This window comes from Halorubellus amylolyticus, from assembly GCF_034808145.1.
In the GTDB taxonomy this organism is placed as follows: Archaea; Halobacteriota; Halobacteria; order Halobacteriales; family Natrialbaceae; genus Halorubellus.
This window is the reverse complement of the sequence record NZ_JAXHGM010000001.1, coordinates 1,086,788-1,103,773: the sequence shown is the minus strand read 5'-3', so window position 1 is coordinate 1,103,773 and position 16,986 is coordinate 1,086,788. Positions and strand designations below refer to the sequence as shown.

The following is a 16,986-nucleotide window of genomic DNA, read 5'->3' as shown; positions in this document are numbered from 1 at the left end:
CTGTCAGAGGCACTGGATTCATAATCTGGCGTAGTCACCGCCGTGGCTTAAGGATTGATACGTCGAGCGAGCATCGTTGGCCCCACGCATCGTCCGCCTGCGGGTCGTTCGGCGCTGACGGCTCGTTCGCCTTCTGCGCGGCACGCGCCGCGCGCTCGTCTCGGACCGGCCAGTAGGAACCGACTCCTTTTCCCGGCGACGGGCGTACGAGTCCGTATGCGAGTCGGGTTCGTCGTGAATCCCATCGCGGGGATGGGTGGACGCGTCGGGTTGAAGGGGACCGACGGGCTGGTCGAGGAGGCCCGCGAGCGGGGTGCGCAGCCGCGGGCGCCGGAGCGCGCCAGAACGGCGCTGTCGGCGCTTCGTGCTCGGAGCGACGACGTGACGGTCGTGACGGCGGCCGGCGAACTGGGCGCGGACGCCGCGGTCGACGCGGGGTTCGACCCGGAGGTCGTCTACGAGTTCGAGCGCGAAGAGGACGAGCCGGCGGCGACGTCGGCGGCGGACACGCGCGCGGCGGTGCGCGCGTTCGTCGACGCCGGCGTCGACCTCGTCCTGTTCGTGGGCGGGGACGGGACGGCGGTGGACGTGGCGCGTGCGCTCGAGGACGTCGGCGGTGGGTCGGCGGCGGTGCCGATGCTCGGCGTGCCCGCGGGCGTGAAGATATACTCGTCGGTGTTCGGGGTGACGCCGAGCGACGCCGGCCGCGTCGTGGCGTCGTTCGACACCGTCGAGGACCGGGAGGTGAACGACATCGACGAGGCGGCCTACCGGGAGGGCGAGGTCCGGACGACGCTCCGCGCGGTCGTGCCGGTGCCGGTCGCGGAGGCGGTGCAGTCATCGAAGCAGGTCGCTGGCGGGAGCGTCGACGGGGTCGCCGCGGGGTTCGCGGGCGACGTCCGCGAGGACGTGACGTACGTCCTGGGCCCGGGGAGTACGGTCGGGGCGATCAAGCGCGAGCTCGGGTTCGAGCCGTCGCCGCTCGGCGTCGACGTGTACCGGAACGGCGAGGCGCTGGTACGGGACGGCACGGAGGACGAGATCCTGGCGGCGCTCGGCGAGGAGAACGTCGTCGTGGTGTCGCCGATCGGCGGCCAGGGGTTCGTGTTCGGCCGCGGGAACCACCAGATCTCGCCGCGGGTCATCGAGCGGTCGACCGTCGAGGTGGTGGCGTCGCCGAGCAAGCTCGACGACGTCGGCGTGCTCCGCGTCGACACCGACGACGAAGCCGTCAACGAGGCCCTGCGGGGCTGGCAGAAGGTCCGCGTCGGTCGGTACGAGCATCGGCTCCTGAAGGTCGTCTGATCGCCGGACGCCCCCAGTACGAAACATGACTTGACTGTCAGTAGTGTCCGGATTCGCCCGCCGAAGAGACCTAGAGGACAGGTGAAGGTATATTATGAAGCGAGGGGCAAATATAAGGTATACCGTTGCCTAGGCGGGGGCATGGAAACGCGTAAAGTGCAGCGGCTCGGGCCGTCCACGCTGGCGATGACGCTCCCGGCCGAGTGGGCGAAGGAACAGGACGTGGAGAAGGGCGACGAGGTGTCCCTGCGGATGGGTGGCAAGGGCACGCTGACGGTGATGCCGGAGTCGGCGAACAGCGAGGAGACGGAGGCGGTCATCCACGCTGACGACCTGGACGCCGACGCCGTCGAGCGCGCGATCGTCGCACAGTACGTGCTTGGCCGTCGCGTCATCCGCATCGAGAACGAGTCGGGCGCGCTCGACAGCGAGCAGATAAACGCCGTCTACCGTGCGGAGACCCAACTCATGGGTCTGGGCGTCATCGAGGAGACCCCGGAGAGCATCGCCATCCGGTGCTCTGTCGACCCGGAGGACTTCACGCTCGACAACCTCCTCGAGCGCCTCGAGTCGACCGGGTCGACGATGCGCGGCGAGGCAGTGAAGGCGCTCGCGCACGGGAACCCGGACCTCGCGCAGCGCGCACTCAACCGCGAACGGCAGGCGAACAAGATCTTCGTCCTCCTCCTGCGCCTCATCTTCACGGCGTACCAGAACCCGAACCTCGCTCGCGCGGTCGGGCTCGCGGACGGCTTCCCGCTCATCGGCTATCGCTCCATCGCGAAGAACCTCGAACTGACGGCCGACAACGCCGAGGACATCGCGGAGATCGTGCTCGAAGCCGAGGGGCACACGTTGAACGTCGACCAGTCGACGATGCGTCGTATCCGGGAGTTCACCGAGCAGGTCGACGACCTCACGGCGCTCGCAGTGGAGTCCGCGGTGATGCGCGACTACGACAAGACCATCGAGGCCCGCGAGCTCTTCCACGAGATCAGCGACCGGGAGCGCGAGATACTCAACGACCTCCCGGAGATGGACAACCAGGACCTCCTGCAGGTCCGCGAGGTGCTCGTGAGCCTCCAGCAGACCGCGCAGTACGCGATGCGGAACGCGGAGATCGCGGTGAACCTCGCGCTGAACGAGGAGTCCGACCACACCACGATCAACTGACCGCACGAGACGACCGGCCGTTCACGGTCAGTGATTGCGTCAGTCGCTCGCGATTACCTCCTCTCGCCCGTCGTCGTCGGGGCCACGAGCGTCCTCGTCGGTCTTCGCGACGCGGAGCGGACTGCGACTGGTTATCTCGCAGTCGAACGCGGGGTGTTCGGCGAAGTGACGGACGAGCATGTGGCGTCGCGACCCCGTGATGCCGGTGCGGGAGACGTCGTCGGCGTCGAACGTCGCGGGCAGCCGCTCGTAGAGCCGTTCGACGGCGTCGAAGTCGCGGAACACCTTCGCGTTCCCCGTGGAGTCGGCGCCGCGACGGCGGACCTCGTAGGTCCCGTCCTCGCGGTGGCGGCCGGCGGTCCGGAAGAACTCGCGGTCGGCGACGACGGCCTCGCCGAGGCGTTCCTTGAGCGCGACGGCGTCGGCTCTGGACAGTTCCACGCACGCGCCGTCGACGGTGATCTGGATGCGCTCGCTCGATTCGTCGGTACGTACCTCGGGGTCACCCGAGAAGAACTCGATCCGGAGAGTGAGTACTCCGTTCCATACGACACCGCAGCGCCGCCATCGACTAAACGCTTCCGCCGACCCGTCACCGCGTCCGACGCGCCACGGCAACCAAGCGTCACCGCGTCCGTGGCGTCACCACATCCATGGCGTCACCGCACTCGCCGCGTCGACTGTGACGTCGTCGACGCCGTGCCGGTCGAGGCGAGCGTGCGGGCGAGCGCGGGGAGGACGCCGCCGTCGTCGGTCGTCGTTCCATCGTCGTCGTTCGTCGTCGAACCGTCGTCGTCGGTCGTCGCGTCCTCGCCCGCGGTGGTGGTGTCTTCGCCGCCAGTCGCCTCGTCGTTCGAGCCGTCGTCGCTCCCGTCGGCGTCGCTCCCGTCATCGTCGGTTTCGTTCCCGGGAGCGCCCCCGCCTTTCGTGCCGAAGACGTCCGTCTCGATGGTCTCGCGGTGCGTCATCCCCTCGAGCGGGATGTCGAGCTCGGTGCCGGCGACCTCGACGCTCGCCGCGAAGTCGATGACGACCTCGGTGCGCTGGTTGCGCTCGACGTGCGTGACCCACCAGTCGTCGAGGTTCTCGTTCCGGATGTACGTCACCGTCCGCACCCGCGTGAGCGAGTTCGGTTCGAGTACCTTCTCGTCGGTGTTCTCGCCCGCGCCGACGCGCACCTCGTTCATCTCGATGGTGTAGTTCAGTTTCGAGACCGGGACCGCGTAGTCCTTCGGGTTGTAGATGTAGAAGTCGACGACGATACCCGTCCGCTCCTGCGTGACCTCGCCCCACTGTGCGCGCGTCTCGTTCACGTACAGGACCGGGTCGCTGACGAGCGGACTGCTCGAGTTCACCGACCGGGTCTCCGTGGAGTTGAACGACGAGAGCATGTCCGTCTCGATGGACCGCGTCTGCGTGACCGGAACGGACCGACCGAGGAGGTCGGAGTCGACGGTCGCGTTCACGTTCACGGTCGTCTGCTCGCCGTTCGGGACGTGACTCACCCACCAGTCCGGGATGCGGTCGTTGTCGAGGGCGGTCTCCAGGTCGATCGTCGAGTTCCCGGGCGCCATCGCGATGGCGCCCGTCGACCCGTTCGCCATCCGGACGTCGTTCATCGCTATCGCGTACTCGCCGGAGACGCCGAGGAAGCTCGCGCCGACCGGGTTCGGGTTCGTCACCTCGATCGTCGACCCGATGGTCGTCGTGGAGTCGTTCACGTCCGTGAACTCGTTCTGGAACTCGTTCACCGCGGGAACGCCGAGGAACCCGGCGGCGAACGCCACGCCGACGGCGACGACGAGCGCGAGCGCGCCCGTGCCGACGACCCGGGGGACGCTCCCGAGGAGGAGAGACCTGAGTGTCGCGGCGAATGACGAACCTGTACCACCGCCGCCCGTGGAGTCGGTGCCCATCTCGTCCTCGCTTCAATCGGCGAGCGCTAAAGGTCTTGTCGCAAGGTGATTCGGTGGTCGCTGACCGGAGACGGTGGTACTAAGTCGGCCGCGTGGATACGGGCGAGTATGACTGCAACGGACACCGGTGGGTCGGACAAGGGCGTGGGGTTCACGATGCTGTTCGGCATCGGGACTGCCCTGGGCGCTATCGTCATGGCGGCCGCGGGTTTCGTCGCGACGGCGTCGCTACGCGGCGGACTCGACGTCTCGGAGGCGGCGACGAGTGGGATGGAGACGAACGCGTCGATCGGGTTCGCGCTCGCGATGGTGTTCGCGATTCTGGCGGTCGTCGCCGTTCAGGTGTACGACGCCTGAGAGAGCGGGAAACCGTTAATACGCTAAGTCACGTACTTCAAGCATATCGATGAGTGAGTATTCCGAAGAGGAACAGCGCATTCTCGCGTATCTCCGCGATAGCGTCTCGCGCGGACAGCAGTACTTCCGCTCGAAGAACATCGGGGATGCGCTGGGGCTCTCTTCGAAGCAGGTGGGCGTTCGACTCCCGAACTTGGACGAGAAGTCCGAGGAGGTCGATATCGAGAAGTGGGGGCGCGCTCGCTCGACGACGTGGAAGGTCACGGTGAGTTAGTTCTCGATGACTGTTACCGTCGAGCGAACGTTCACGTTCGATGCCGCACCGGAGGACGTCTGGGCGTTCATCTCGGATGCGGGGCGCCGTGCGGAGGCGATCAGCGTCGTCGAGTCGTACGACATCGACGAGAGTTCGGGGGGCGACCGGGCGACGTGGCACGTGAGCCTCCCGATTCCGGTCATCTCGCGGACGGCGGCGGTCCAGACGCGGGACGTGGACCGTCGGGACGGGGAGTACGTGAAGTTCGTGGGGCGGTCGAAGGTGATGCGCGTGGTCGGTGAGCACGAGGTCGTGCCGACCGAGGGCGGCTGCGAGCTGGTGAACCGGTTCCGCGTGGAGGGGAAGCTCCCCGGCGTGGAGCGCTACTTCAAGAAGAACCTGGACGGGGAGCTCGACAACCTGGAGGCGGCGTTGCGCGCCGACCTCGGGCTTCCGGCATGACCGCGACCGTGAACGACCGCGAGAGCGATGCGGGCGGCCTCCGCGTCGCGCTCGTGCAGTTCGCTCCCGACGCGGGGAAGGTGGCTGCGAACGTCGAGCGGGCGCTCTCGGAACTCGAGGTGGCCGTGGACGCGGGTGCGGACCTGGTGGCGTTCCCGGAGCTGTTCGACGTCGGGTACTTCGCGTTCGATTCGTACGCCCGCCACGCGACGGGGCTGGACGGGGAGCGGTTCGAGCGGTTCGCTGCGGCGGCGCGCGAGCACGACGTGTGGGTGCTCGCGGGGACGATGATGGAGGACCTCGCGGCGACGGCGGCGAGCGACGTGGACGTCCCGGTCCCGGCTGCCGAGGGGCTGGCGAACACGGCGGTCGTGTTCTCGCCGGCCGGCGAGCGCGAACTCGTCTACCGCAAGCATCACCTGTTCGGGTACGATTCCGCGGAGGCGGAGTTGCTCGTCCCCGGTGAGCGGCGGCCGACGGTCGACGTCGGCGGGTTCTCGCTCGCGGTGTCGACGTGCTACGACCTGCGGTTCCCCGAACTCTACCGCGAGTACCTGGACGCGGGCGCGGACCTGGTGCTCGTGCCGTCGGCGTGGCCGTACCCGCGCGTCGAGCACTGGAAGACGCTGCCGTCGACGCGCGCGGTCGAGAACCTGAGTTACGTCGCGACGATCAACGGCGCTGGAACCGTCGGCGGGACGGACCTCGTCGGTCGGTCGACGGTGTTCGACCCGTGGGGGACGCCCGTCGCGACGACGGACGACCGCGAGACGACCGTCTACGCGGACGTCGACCCCGAGCGCGTCGCTGCGGTCCGCGAGGAGTTCCCGGCGCTCGACGACCGTCGGCTCTGACTCGCGGCCGCCTATAGCGACCGCGCGTAGTCGTCCCATACCGACGTATGCGATGGCGTCGCAGACGTTGTCGTGGAACCAACCATTTATAAGGTAGGCGGCAGTATGTACGGTTGCCGGACGCAGACGCTTTTCACGTCTATTCCGGCACTAACGCCCGTCGCACCTACGCCCGCGCCCAACTGCGGCACCTCGGGGCTACCCGGGAGCCTATTCGAGGTGTCGCATCTCTCGTCCTCACGCTCGCCAGTGTCGCCGATTCTCGTCCGTAGCCGGTGCTTTCACTTGCGTGACCGCTGAAGACCGGGCGTGCGCTTCCGGAAGGCCACGCTCCCCGTTGGGTTCCTCGTACTCTCGGCCGCGTGGCCCGCCACGCTGTACGTCGTCGCCTTCTCGTGGCGGACCCTCATCGAGGGCGGCCTGTTCTTCGGTACCGTCGGTGCGGGGGCGTGTACGCTCGCGTGGCTGAGCGTCGCCGAGGAGACGCCATCCCCGCGGAGAGGTGCGGTGGTGGGAGCGTTCGCGTCCCTCTTCGGTGCGGTCGTCGTCCTCCCCGCGCTCACGACCGGCATCTGGCTGGTCGACGTCGTCGTCCTCCGGAGCGACGCGGGCCCGGAGGTCGTGCTCGGCTCCGTCCTCGCCGGGGTCGTCGCGCTCGCGCTGTCGCCCCTCGCCGCGGCCCTGGGGTACGCGGTCGCGGCCGACCGGTCGCGCTCGCTCCCCGGGGTCGAGCGCCTCGAGCGGTTCCATCCCGGTCGCGTCGTCCCAACGCCAGCGACGCGAACGCTCGCCGTCGCGTTCGCGGTCCTCGCGGTCGCCGTCGTCGCGGGCGCCGGCGTCCAGTACGTGGACCCGGTCACCCCGAAGACGGACGACGGGCCGGCGTACGCTGGCCCCGACGCGCCCGCCGCCGCCCAGGTCGAGCAAGCCCAGGCTCGCACGCGGTCGGTGTCGCACACCGTCGTCTGGACGGTGCCCGCCGAGAGCGCGGACGCGCCGCCACGGATGGACGACCGGCTCGTGCTCCGACACGACATGCGACGGGACGCCCTCGTGTTCACGACGCGATTGGCCGGCGAGTACCAGACGAACCTCGTCACCGTCGACGGCCACTGGTACTGGCCGGGCAACGAGACGACCCCACCGCCGGACGTCGAGCTGACGCGGCGAACGACCGGGAGCGGGACGTTCCCCTACTTCACGCAGGTCGCGCTGGATGCACCGGCGACGGTCACCGACCGGAGCGACGGCCACGTCGAGGTCACGTACGAGGCGGCAGGTGGACCCTGGACCAGCCGCGCCCCGAGGCCGAACGGGACCAGAACGGTCAGGATCGACGCGACGACCGGTCGAGTCGTCGCCGTTACCGACCGCACCGCGAACGGGACGGTCTTCGCGCGCATCCGCTTCGAGGACTACCGCGCGACGAACGTGGACCCGCCGCGGACGCCGGTCGGACCGATAGCCCACGTCGTCGAGGACCTCTTCCACGGCCCACTCAACGGCGAAGGGACGCTCTACTGAGTCCGAAAGCAGGAGCGATATCCGAGGGAGAAGAACCCGCAGGCTACGGGCGCTTCAGTCGTCTTCGGTCTTGATGTCCGCGGAGAGGCCCTGTGCCATCTCGATGTCCTTCGAGTTGTTGAGCGTCCACGCGGTACGCTCGGTGACGGCTTCGATCGCCTCGCGCGCGCTCGGTGCGCCCTTCCCGGACTTCTTCATGCCGCCGAAGGGCAGCTGAACCTCCGCGCCGATGCACGGGAGGTTGCCGTACGCGAGGCCGACCTCGGCCTTGTCGCGGTAGTAGTTGATCTGCCGGTAATCCTCGCTGATGACGGCGCCCGCCAGGCCGTAGGGGACGTCGTTGTGGATATCGACCGCGTCCTCGATCGACCCGCTGTACTTCACGAGCGCGACGTGCGGCCCGAAGCACTCCTCCTTGAGGCAACGCAGGTCGGTGTCGTAGTCGATCTCGTACACGAACGGCCCGACCCAGTTCCCGTCCTCGTGGCCCTCCGGAATCTCGTCGTCGTCGAGCTCGAAGCGGTCGACGAGGACGTTCGCGCCTTCCTTGCGCGCCATCTCGTTGTGGCGCGCGATCTTCTCGACGTGCCCTTCCTCGATGGCGGGCCCCATGAACGTGTCCTCGTCGAGCGGGTCGCCGACGGCGACGTTCTTGGCGATCTCGACGTAGCGCTCCTTGAACTCGTCGTAGACGTCCTCGTGAACGATGAGGCGCTCGCTGGAGACGCAGCGCTGCCCGGTCGTCTTGAAGCTCGACATCACCGCGGAGTGAACGGCGGTGTCGAGGTCCGCCTTCTCCGTGACGACGATGCCGTTCTTCCCGCCCATCTCGCACGCACGGTTCTTCCCGGGCATGCCGCCGACCTTCGAGGAGATCTCGTGGCCGACCTCGGCGCTGCCCGTGAAGAGGACGGTGTCGGTGATGTCGTTCTCGACGATCTCGTTCCCGGCGTCGCCGAAGCCCTGCACCATGTTGAAGACGCCTTCGGGGACGCCCGCGTCCTCGAGCATCTCCGCGATGATCTGCCCGCACCACGGCGTCTGCTCGGCGGGCTTCCAGACGACCGTGTTCCCTTCGACGAGCGCGATGGCCATGTGCCAGAACGGGATAGCGACCGGGAAGTTCCACGGCGTGATGCAGCCGACGACGCCGTTGGGCTTCCGCCGCATGTACGCGTCCTTGCTCGGAATCTCGCTCGGGACGATGTCGCCGTGGGGGTGGCGGGCGTTCCCGGCGGCCCACTCGACCATGTGCCACGCCTCGGTGACGTCGGCTTTCCCTTCGCTGATTTCCTTCCCGCACTCCTTGGTCACGATCTCGCCGAGTTCCTGGTGTCGGTCCTTGAGCTCGTGGTAGACGTCCCAGAGGTACTCGGCGCGGTCGATGTGCGAGAGGTCGCGCCATTCCTCGAAGGCGTCCTCGGCGGCGTCGAGCGCTCGCTGTACGTCCTCGGGTGTTCCGCGGTGGAATTCGCCGAGGGTCTCTCCTGTCGCTGGATTCTCGCTGGTGAACGTCTCGTCGCCCGAGCCGCTTGTCCACTCACCGTCGATGTAGTGCTGGAAGGTGTCGGTCATGGTGTTCGGCAAAATTTTCGCGGGACGGCTTCAAAAAGCCACCCCTTCCGTGGTCGGGTTCCGGCGAGTACCGCACGACCTTGGTCGGGTCTCGACGCCCGACGGCAGTCCGTGCTAACATGCGGCAAGGGATTTGCGTGAGCGACACGTACGTTCGACTAGGTCGATGACCGTGACCAGACGAGACCTCCTCGCGGCGGCGGCCGGCGGTGGCGGCGCGCTCGCGGGATGTCTCAGCGACGGCGGTGGCACCGACGGGACGACCACGGACGAGGTGACGACCACTGCGTCGACGACGGCCGTGGCGGAACCGACGACGGCGGACGGCGAGTCGACGACGGCGGAGACGACGACGACCGGCGGCGCGACGGTCGTCATGCAGGACCGGTCGTTCACGCCGCGGACGGTCGAGGTCGAGGCGGGCGCGACGGTGACGTGGTCGAACGCGGACAGCTACGCACACGACGTCACGAGCGCACGGTTCCGCGACGACGCGACGGCGTGGGACTACGAGTCCGAGAGCGTCGAGTCCGGCGGGACCGCGACGTACACGTTCGAGGAGGCGGGCGTCTACGAGTACTACTGCAGCATCCACGGCCAGTCCAACATGTGCGGTGCGGTGCTCGTCGGCGGGACGACGCTCCCGAGCGACCTGCCGTGCTCGGGCGGATACGGCTGATTCGAGGAGCGCCGGCTCGACCGAGCGCTCCCTTCGAGAGGCACGACGCACGCGGTCAGGTCGCTGCCTTCTCTATCTCGCCCTTGAGCGCGTTCGCGTCGAAGTCGTGGTCGGGGCGGAGGGCGACGAAGTCGAGGAACTCGCGGGCCGCGAGGACGTCCGCGACGCTGTAGGCGGTCGTGGCGGCGGCCACGGCGTCGCGCGCGCCGATCCGCGGGGCGAGTTCGGCGAGCGCGCACGCGAGGTCGTACGAGCGCGCGCCGACGAACCCCTCCTCGCGGACGGTGGTGGCGTCGATGACGTACAGCTCGTCGTCCTGGAGGAGGACGTTCTCGCCGCGGACGTCGCCGTGCGCGATCTTCCGGTCGTGCATCCGCGCGAGGAGCGCGAACAGGTCGGTCGCGTGCACGCGAGCCTCGGCGTCGGTGAGGTCGTCGAACGTCCGGAACTCGGGGAGGTACTCGAGGACGAGGACGCCGAGGCCGTCCACCTCGAACGCGTCCAGGGGACGCGGGACGTTCAGCCCGACGGCGTGCATCCGGTCGACGGCCTCGAGTTCGCGTTCGGCGAGCGCGAGCGGCGTCCCGACGTGGTCGAAGAACCCCTCGGTGCCGGCGGTGAACGCGCCGAGGTTCCGGCCGGCGGTGAACAGCGCGTGCACGACGGAGTTCTGCGGGGTGACGACCTTCACGAACCATTCGTCGTCGACGACCATCGGCGTGGACAGCCAGTTGTCGGCGTCGAGGAACTCCACGCGGACGCTGTCGCGGTCGTTCCGTTCGGCGACCGCTCGCGCGACCGCCTCCAGTCGCGTCCAGTCGACGGTCCCCCTGAGGAACTCGCGGATGGCCACGGTCGAACGTCGGTCCCCCGCGTCAAAACTCCCTCGCCGTCCCGCCCCGTTATGGTGGGACCGTCGGCGCCGGAACCGAGAAGGAGCGGTCAGGTCCGTCCGGGTGTCCGCGAGCGTCAGGCGACGGCGAGCGTCAGGCGCCCGTCTCGGTGACGGTGAGCGTGTACTCGCCGCTCCCGCTGTAGGCGTCGACGAGGATGCCGAGTTCGCCCTCGGGCGTGACCGCGTCGACGACGACGGTCTCGGTGCTGGATTCGCCCGTCCCGGCCGCGTCGTATTGCGCGGTCGTGGGGCGATGCCCCGACCGCGTGACGTAGAGGTCGAAGTCGGCGTTCGAGGGGCCGTCGAGTGCGATTTCGACCTGGCAGGGGTCGCTCAGGTCGGTCGTGTACGTGAACGACTCGTCGTCGTGCCAGCCCGCGAGCTCGCCGCTGATGCTGTCGGTGGTGGTGACGCGCCCGCAGCCCATGTCGCCGTTCGCGTGGAACGGCTCGCGGAGGTTCCACGGGTCGGGTCCGAAGTTCGTGGTCGTCGGGAGCGACTCGTCGCCCGCGAGGTTGTTCGTCCCGTCGGTGACGGCCGTATCGGAGAGGCGGAGCGAGCTCCCGAACGCGCTCGCGATGGCGTTCAGGCGCTCGCGCGCCTCGCTCGACGCGTTCGACCCGGAGGCGAGGACGACCGCGCCGCCGTCCGCGGCGAACGCGTACAGGGCTTCGAGTTCCGCGTCCGTGAACTCGGCGAGGGGCGTGGTGACGAGAATCGCGCGCGCGTCGTCGAGCGCGTCGCCCGTGACGTCGTTCACGCCCGCGAGGTCGATATCGAACCCTTCGAGGTACCGCTGGAAGTACGCGACGTCCTCCGCCGACAGGCCGCCGCTCGCGTTGAACTGGCCGTGTCCGCCCTCGACGAGCACGCGCCCTTCGAGGCGGTCGCCGAGGCCGTCCAGGAGGTTCGCGACGAACGCGAAGTTGTCGTACGCGCTCGTGTCCTCGTCGAACCCTTCGGCTCGCTCGTAGCCCTCGTCGAGGACGAGGCCGCCGAGGACCGCGAGGTTGTGGTTCGGGTCGATGCCGGCGAGCGGCGCGCGCGGCGTCGACGCGTCACGGCTCGCCCGTATCGGCGCGAACGGCCCGTTCAGGCGTCCGCGCGTCGTCTCGACCGCGGTCGCCTTCGGGACGTACACCTCCTCGACGCCGTCGTTCCGGATCGGCCGCGTGAGGTTCGGGTTGCTGTTCGCCCAGATACCCTTCGCGGCGTCGCGAGCAGCGTCCTCCGCGGTCTGGAACGCGTCGAGCTTCGAGAGACTGGAGGCGTACGAGCGCGCGTACCCCTCCTCGACGAGCCGCTCGTTGTAGAGCGTGTCGCGGCTCCCGGAGCCGTCGTCGTAGTCGATGTACGCGAGGACGCGACCGAACGGGTCCTTCACGCCGTCGTTGAACTCGCTGCCCGCGGGGTCGAAGGAGATGTCGACGGTCTCGCCGGCGAGCTTCTCCGTGGCGAACCGCGTCGCGAGTTCGGCGTGGTACGCGAGGTAGGGGTACTCGGCGTCCCAGAAGTCCTGGACGTCGTCGACGCCCCGGCGCTTCGCGAACCAGGGGCCGAACCCGCTCGCGTTCAGGTTCGTGGTCGCGGGCGCGAACGGCGCGCCGGCGTTGTTCTCCTCGTCGACGACCTGCGCGTCGCCGAACCGGAAGCTGAGGCCGAGTGCGTCCGCGATGGCGTTCAGGTTCCCGGTCTCGTCGTAGTCGTTGTAGTCGTCCTGGTCGTGCAGGAAGACCGCACCGCCCGCGTCGACGAACGACGAGAGCGCGGCCAGTTCGCTCTCGCTGAACGACCCCGGTGAGGTGACGACGAGCGCGTCCGCGTCGCTCGTGTCGCTGGGAATCGACGAGCCGGCTTCGACCTCGAACCCGGCGTCCTCGGCGTACGCGGCGAACTCGCCGAACTTGTCGAGCGAGTAGAACTGGTCGTGGCTCTCGTCCCAGCGGACGGTCCCGGAGCCGACGACGTCGCTCCAGACGTTCAGGAGGAACTCCTCGTTGTCGGCCGCGGCGTCGTAGCCGTCGGCGACGAGCGGCGAGGGGAACCCGACGACGTTCCCGTCGCGCGCGACGAGCGGGACGTCGGTTCCCTCGGGGTACGTGACGGCGTCGCCGTTCCCGTCACCGTCCTGGACGACCGCGGACGACTCGGCCCAGACGGCGACGGTGCCCGCGTCCGCGAGCAGTTCGCCGTTCGCGGAAAGCAGCGGCGCGGCGCCCTCGCCGAAGACGAGGCGGGAGACGGGGTCGCCCTCGCCGCCGACGACGAGGTCCGCGCCAACGCCCTCGCGGGGCGCGAACACGTCGAAGTCGGGGTTGAAGCGGCGCGTCACGGGGCGGAACGGCGCGCCCGTGTTCGAGGACTCGTCGACGACCTGGTCGTCGTTGAACCGGAACGGCGCGTCGAGTGCGCTCGCGACCGCGTTCAGGTCGCTCGTCGCGTCGTAGTCGTCGTAGTCCGCGCGGTCGTGGAGGAACACGGACCCGCCGTTCGCGGCGAACTCGGCAAGCGCGGACAGCTCCGCGTCCGCGTAGGACTCGCTCGTCGACGGGACGACGACCGCGTCCGCGTTCGAGAGGTCGCTGGCGACGTCGGTCGTCGACTCGACCGTGTAGCCGTTCGAGCCGGCGTAGTCCACGAACGTCGAGAACCCGCCGAGGCCGTTGTACTCGTTGTGCGTCTCGTCCCAGAGGACGGTCCCCGACCCACCGAGTTGCTGGTCCCAGACGTTCAGCAGCAGTTCCTCGTTGTGGAGGTCGGCGTTGTAGTCGAGAGTGTCGTCGTCGACGAGCATCGAGCCGACGGCGACGACGCTGCCGTCGACGGCGAGCAGCGGGATGTCGCCGTGATCGCCGTAGTCGACGGCGTCGCCGTTCCCGTCGGCGTCCGTGTTCGTCGCGGACTCCTCGGCCCAGACGGCGACGACGGAGTCGTCGGTGAGGCGGCCGCCGTCGGCGTTCAGGAGGCTACAGGCCGTCCCGAACTGGACGTCAGTGAGGCCGACGCGGTCCGAGAGCCCCTCCCACTCCTCGGGGCGTTCGGCGTCCGCGGCCGTGCGCTTCTCGGATGTGTCGACGCCGAGCACGCGGATGGACTCCACGCGCCCGTCGTCGAACTGGACGTCGACCGTGTCGCCGTCGGAGACGCCGACGACGTCGACGGTGTACGTCTTCGAGGGGTCGAGCTCGTTCGCCTCGTCGATACCCGGTCGGTTCTCGAAGTACGCCGCGAACTCCGCGGTGTTGAAGTTCGCGGTCTTCGGGACGAACTCCGCGCCGGCGTTGTTCTCCTCGTCGACGACCTGGTCGTCGTTGAACCGGAAGCCGGCGTCGACGGCCGCGGCGAGCGCGTTCGAGTTCGCGGTCTGGTCGAAGTCCCGGAAGTCCGACTGCGAGACGAGGAAGACGACGCCGCCGTCGGCGACGAACTCCGCGAGCGCGGCCTCCTCGGCGTCCGTGAACGCCTCGCTGGGTGGCGTGACGACGAGCGCGTCCGCGTCCGGGAGGTCCGCGGCGACGTCCGTCGTCGACTCCAGGCTGTAGCCGTTGCGTTCGGCGTACGCCTCGAACTGCGCGAACCCGGGACCGTTCCCCCCGTTCCCGCTGGAGTCGAGCTGGTAGAACTGGCCGTGGCCGTCGTCCCAGAGGACGGTGCCCGAGCCGACGGTCTCGTCGAGGGCGTTCAGGAGGAACTCCTCGTTCCCGGCGCCGAAGTCCGTGTCGTTCGGGACGAACGGACAACCGAGGCCGACGACCGTCCCGGCGCTCGACGCGTCGACGGCGACGAGCGGCACGTCGGTGCCCTCGGGGTACGTCGTCGCGTCACCGTTCCCGTCCGAGTCCGCGTTCGACGCGGTCGGTTCCGCCCACACGGGAACCAGGGACGCGTCGGTGAGCGGTTCGCCGTCGGCGTTCAGGAGACTCGCCGTGGAGTCGAACGCGAGCGGGTCGACGGTCGCGGCGAGCGCTCTCGCCTGGTCTGTGCCCAGTACCCCGAGTCCGCTGGCGACCCCTGCGCCAGCGACCCCCGAGAGGAAGTTTCGTCGTTGCACACGGTGAAGCCACGGACACAATCTAATAAAACAAGCGGAACGGTACTGAAAATTTATACCATCTCTGCCGATAGATACTGTGATATCCGTTCGCATCGACAGCTCGGGCGCCAGCGACCACGGGGACGCGACCGTCGACGGCGACGAGTGGAAGGTCCGAGTGTAGAAGCCTTTATTTTCGGTCTGTGCAAGTTTCGCGTATGGACTTCGACCTGCCGACCGAGCACCAGATGATACAGGAGGAGGTACGGCGGTTCTGCGACGAGGAGATCGAACCGATCGCTCAGGAGATCGAGGACGAGCATCGGTTCCCCGAGGAGGTCTTCGACCAGCTCGCGGACCTCGACGTGATGGGCGTCCCCATCAGCGAGGAGTACGGCGGGCTCGGCGGCGACACGCTCATGTACGCGGTCGTCGCGGAGGAGCTCGGGCGCGTCTCCGGGTCGGTCGCGCTGTCCTACGTCGCACACACCTCGCTCGCGAGCAAGCCCCTGGAGCTGTTCGGGACGGACGCGCAGAAGGAGGAGTGGCTGGAGCCGCTCGCGTCCGGCGACGAGATGGGCGCGTGGGCGCTCACCGAGCCCTCCAGTGGGAGCGACGCGAGCGACATGGACACGATGGCTGAGAAGGACGGCGACGAGTACGTCCTGAACGGCACGAAGCAGTTCATCACGAACGCGAACGTCGCGAACTCCGTGCTCGTGAAGGCCGTCACGGACCCCGGTGCGGGCTACGACGGTATCTCGACGTTCATCGTGGACCCCGAGAACGACGACGGGTTCGAGGTGTCGACGGTCTGGGACAAGATGGGGTTGAACGCGAGCCCGACGTGCGAGATCCAGCTGGACGACGTCCGCGTGCCGGAGGACCGCCTGCTCGGCGAGGAGGGGGAGGGCTGGAAGCAGACGATGAAGACGCTCGACGGCGGCCGCATCTCCATCGCGGCCATCTCGACGGGGCTCGCGCAGGGCGCGTACGAGGCCGCGAAGTCCTACAGCAAGGAACGCGAGCAGTTCGGGAAGCCCATCAGCAAGTTCGACGCCATCCGCGACAAGGTCGTGCACATGGAGCGCCAGGTCGAGCGCGCGCGCCTCCTGACGCACAAGTCGGCGTGGCAGTACGACCAGGGCGAGTCCGTGACGAAGTCGAGTTCGCTCGCGAAGCTCGACGCGAGCGAGGCGGCGCGGAAGGTCGCCGAGGAGGCCGTGCAGGTGCTTGGCGGCTACGGCTACACGGAGGACTTCGCGCCCCAGCGGTTCATGCGGGACGCGAAGCTCATGGAGATCGGTGAGGGAACGAGCGAGATCCAGCATCTCGTCATCGGTCGCGAACTCGGGCTCTGAGGTCGCTCCGCGACCGGCTCTCTCAGAAGGCGCGGCGCTCGTCGCCGTGACCGACTTTTCTCAGAAGCCGCGGCGCTCGTCGCCGTGACCGACTTTTCTCAGAAGCCGCGGCGCTCGTCGTTCTGGACGTTCTCGCGGGCGGCCTGCGCGTTCGCGACGGTGACGAGGATGACGCCGCCGAGCATCGCGACGCCGCCCGCGAGCCCGAAGCCCTCGTAGCCGTTGTCGTAGAGCCACGGCATCACGAGGAACCCGTACAGGAGGACCGCCGCCGTGAACACGCGCTTGTGCTCGACGAGCACGGCGGTTATCCGGTCGACGAGCGCCGGTTCCTCGTCGCCGTCCGGGGCGTTCGCGCGCGCCTGCGCTGCTGCCTCGTCCGCTCGCGGCGGCGGGCCACCGTCACCGTCGCCGCTCCCGCCCCACGCGGCGTCCAGTCCGTCGCCCGCGTCGGCGTCGTCGTCCCGGTCCGCTGGCATACTGCACGCTCACGGCCGGACGGTGATAAATCCACGCGGACGAACCGGGGGCGTCCCGCGCCGCGAGCCGACGGCTGGGGGGCTTCGGCGTGGAGGGGTCGAAACGGCGAGACCCAG

At 68.7% G+C, this 16,986-nt stretch carries 15 protein-coding genes; 9 read left to right on the top strand and 6 right to left on the bottom strand.

Features of this window, described 5'->3' with window-relative positions:
* Positions 1 to 216 precede the first annotated feature (216 nt).
* Both SM754_RS05615 and SM754_RS05610 read left to right on the top strand, forming a co-directional pair.
* Entirely contained in the window at positions 217 to 1,305 is a 1,089-nt protein-coding gene (locus SM754_RS05615) for an ATP-NAD kinase family protein (RefSeq protein ID WP_323675219.1), read from the top strand.
* A 141-nt stretch (positions 1,306 to 1,446) separates the two neighbouring features.
* Positions 1,447 to 2,478 (top strand): PhoU domain-containing protein, encoded by a 1,032-nt coding sequence (locus SM754_RS05610; protein WP_323675218.1) that lies wholly within the window; start codon positions 1,447 to 1,449, stop codon positions 2,476 to 2,478.
* Between the two features lie 39 nt (positions 2,479 to 2,517).
* Here the strand turns inward: SM754_RS05610 and SM754_RS05605 are convergent, their stop codons facing one another.
* Both SM754_RS05605 and SM754_RS05600 read right to left on the bottom strand, forming a co-directional pair.
* Positions 2,518 to 2,913 carry a DUF7528 family protein gene (locus SM754_RS05605; RefSeq protein WP_501993757.1) on the bottom strand — a complete coding sequence of 132 codons (396 nt, stop codon included), beginning with the start codon at positions 2,911 to 2,913 and terminating at the stop codon, positions 2,518 to 2,520.
* 224 nt (positions 2,914 to 3,137) lie between these two features.
* Complete coding sequence (locus tag SM754_RS05600) at positions 3,138 to 4,394, bottom strand: LEA/WHy family protein (RefSeq protein WP_323675216.1); 1,257 nt, start codon at positions 4,392 to 4,394, stop codon at positions 3,138 to 3,140.
* 108 nt (positions 4,395 to 4,502) lie between these two features.
* Between SM754_RS05600 and SM754_RS05595 the strand changes: the two genes are divergently transcribed.
* The 5 genes from SM754_RS05595 to SM754_RS05575 all read left to right on the top strand — a co-directional run bounded on the left by SM754_RS05595 (position 4,503) and on the right by SM754_RS05575 (position 7,847).
* Positions 4,503 to 4,751, top strand: a complete 249-nt coding sequence (locus SM754_RS05595; RefSeq protein WP_323675215.1) for a DUF7525 family protein — start codon at positions 4,503 to 4,505, stop codon at positions 4,749 to 4,751.
* 49 nt (positions 4,752 to 4,800) lie between these two features.
* Positions 4,801 to 5,025 (top strand): DUF7123 family protein, encoded by a 225-nt coding sequence (locus SM754_RS05590; RefSeq protein WP_227134887.1) that lies wholly within the window; start codon positions 4,801 to 4,803, stop codon positions 5,023 to 5,025.
* A 6-nt stretch (positions 5,026 to 5,031) separates the two neighbouring features.
* Positions 5,032 to 5,469, top strand: a complete 438-nt coding sequence (locus tag SM754_RS05585) for an SRPBCC family protein (RefSeq protein WP_323675214.1) — start codon at positions 5,032 to 5,034, stop codon at positions 5,467 to 5,469.
* Positions 5,466 to 6,323 (top strand): nitrilase-related carbon-nitrogen hydrolase, encoded by an 858-nt coding sequence (locus tag SM754_RS05580; protein ID WP_323675213.1) that lies wholly within the window; start codon positions 5,466 to 5,468, stop codon positions 6,321 to 6,323. The genes SM754_RS05585 and SM754_RS05580 overlap by 4 nt, the downstream gene beginning before the upstream one ends.
* 309 nt (positions 6,324 to 6,632) lie before the next feature.
* Positions 6,633 to 7,847 (top strand): hypothetical protein, encoded by a 1,215-nt coding sequence (locus tag SM754_RS05575; protein ID WP_323675212.1) that lies wholly within the window; start codon positions 6,633 to 6,635, stop codon positions 7,845 to 7,847.
* 54 nt (positions 7,848 to 7,901) lie between these two features.
* On the opposite strand, the gene SM754_RS05570 is transcribed toward SM754_RS05575, so the two are convergent.
* Positions 7,902 to 9,422 carry an aldehyde dehydrogenase family protein gene (locus SM754_RS05570; protein ID WP_323675211.1) on the bottom strand — a complete coding sequence of 507 codons (1,521 nt, stop codon included), beginning with the start codon at positions 9,420 to 9,422 and terminating at the stop codon, positions 7,902 to 7,904.
* A 166-nt stretch (positions 9,423 to 9,588) separates the two neighbouring features.
* On the opposite strand from SM754_RS05570, the gene SM754_RS05565 reads away from it, so the two are divergent.
* A complete protein-coding gene (locus SM754_RS05565; RefSeq protein WP_323675210.1) occupies positions 9,589 to 10,101 on the top strand; it encodes a cupredoxin domain-containing protein in 513 nt (170 codons plus the stop codon).
* A 55-nt stretch (positions 10,102 to 10,156) separates the two neighbouring features.
* Here the strand turns inward: SM754_RS05565 and SM754_RS05560 are convergent, their stop codons facing one another.
* Together SM754_RS05560 and SM754_RS05555 are read right to left on the bottom strand one after the other, a co-directional pair.
* Entirely contained in the window at positions 10,157 to 10,954 is a 798-nt protein-coding gene (locus tag SM754_RS05560) for an RIO1 family regulatory kinase/ATPase domain-containing protein (protein ID WP_323675209.1), read from the bottom strand.
* 133 nt (positions 10,955 to 11,087) lie between these two features.
* The gene (locus tag SM754_RS05555) at positions 11,088 to 15,047 is read right to left on the bottom strand and encodes a DUF4350 domain-containing protein (protein ID WP_323675208.1); all 3,960 of its coding nucleotides are present in this window, start codon (positions 15,045 to 15,047) and stop codon (positions 11,088 to 11,090) included.
* 200 nt (positions 15,048 to 15,247) lie between these two features.
* On the opposite strand from SM754_RS05555, the gene SM754_RS05550 reads away from it, so the two are divergent.
* A complete protein-coding gene (locus tag SM754_RS05550) occupies positions 15,248 to 16,390 on the top strand; it encodes an acyl-CoA dehydrogenase family protein (RefSeq protein ID WP_323675207.1) in 1,143 nt (380 codons plus the stop codon).
* A 98-nt stretch (positions 16,391 to 16,488) separates the two neighbouring features.
* Here SM754_RS05550 and SM754_RS05545 read toward each other — a convergent pair whose 3' ends face one another.
* Positions 16,489 to 16,869 carry a hypothetical protein gene (locus SM754_RS05545; RefSeq protein WP_323675206.1) on the bottom strand — a complete coding sequence of 127 codons (381 nt, stop codon included), beginning with the start codon at positions 16,867 to 16,869 and terminating at the stop codon, positions 16,489 to 16,491.
* Positions 16,870 to 16,986 lie beyond the last annotated feature (117 nt).

Bases quoted from the DNA above. Each gene is read 5' to 3' on its own strand.
- SM754_RS05615 (WP_323675219.1), top strand. From the start codon at position 217: ATGCGAGTCGGGTTCGTCGTGAATCCCATCGCGGGGATGGGTGGACGC.
- SM754_RS05610 (WP_323675218.1), top strand. From the start codon at position 1,447: ATGGAAACGCGTAAAGTGCAGCGGCTCGGGCCGTCCACGCTGGCGATG.
- SM754_RS05600 (WP_323675216.1), bottom strand. From the start codon at position 4,394: ATGGGCACCGACTCCACGGGCGGCGGTGGTACAGGTTCGTCATTCGCC.
- SM754_RS05595 (WP_323675215.1), top strand. From the start codon at position 4,503: ATGACTGCAACGGACACCGGTGGGTCGGACAAGGGCGTGGGGTTCACG.
- SM754_RS05590 (WP_227134887.1), top strand. From the start codon at position 4,801: ATGAGTGAGTATTCCGAAGAGGAACAGCGCATTCTCGCGTATCTCCGC.
- SM754_RS05585 (WP_323675214.1), top strand. From the start codon at position 5,032: ATGACTGTTACCGTCGAGCGAACGTTCACGTTCGATGCCGCACCGGAG.
- SM754_RS05580 (WP_323675213.1), top strand. From the start codon at position 5,466: ATGACCGCGACCGTGAACGACCGCGAGAGCGATGCGGGCGGCCTCCGC.
- SM754_RS05570 (WP_323675211.1), bottom strand. From the start codon at position 9,422: ATGACCGACACCTTCCAGCACTACATCGACGGTGAGTGGACAAGCGGC.
- SM754_RS05565 (WP_323675210.1), top strand. From the start codon at position 9,589: ATGACCGTGACCAGACGAGACCTCCTCGCGGCGGCGGCCGGCGGTGGC.
- SM754_RS05550 (WP_323675207.1), top strand. From the start codon at position 15,248: ATGGACTTCGACCTGCCGACCGAGCACCAGATGATACAGGAGGAGGTA.
- SM754_RS05545 (WP_323675206.1), bottom strand. From the start codon at position 16,869: ATGCCAGCGGACCGGGACGACGACGCCGACGCGGGCGACGGACTGGAC.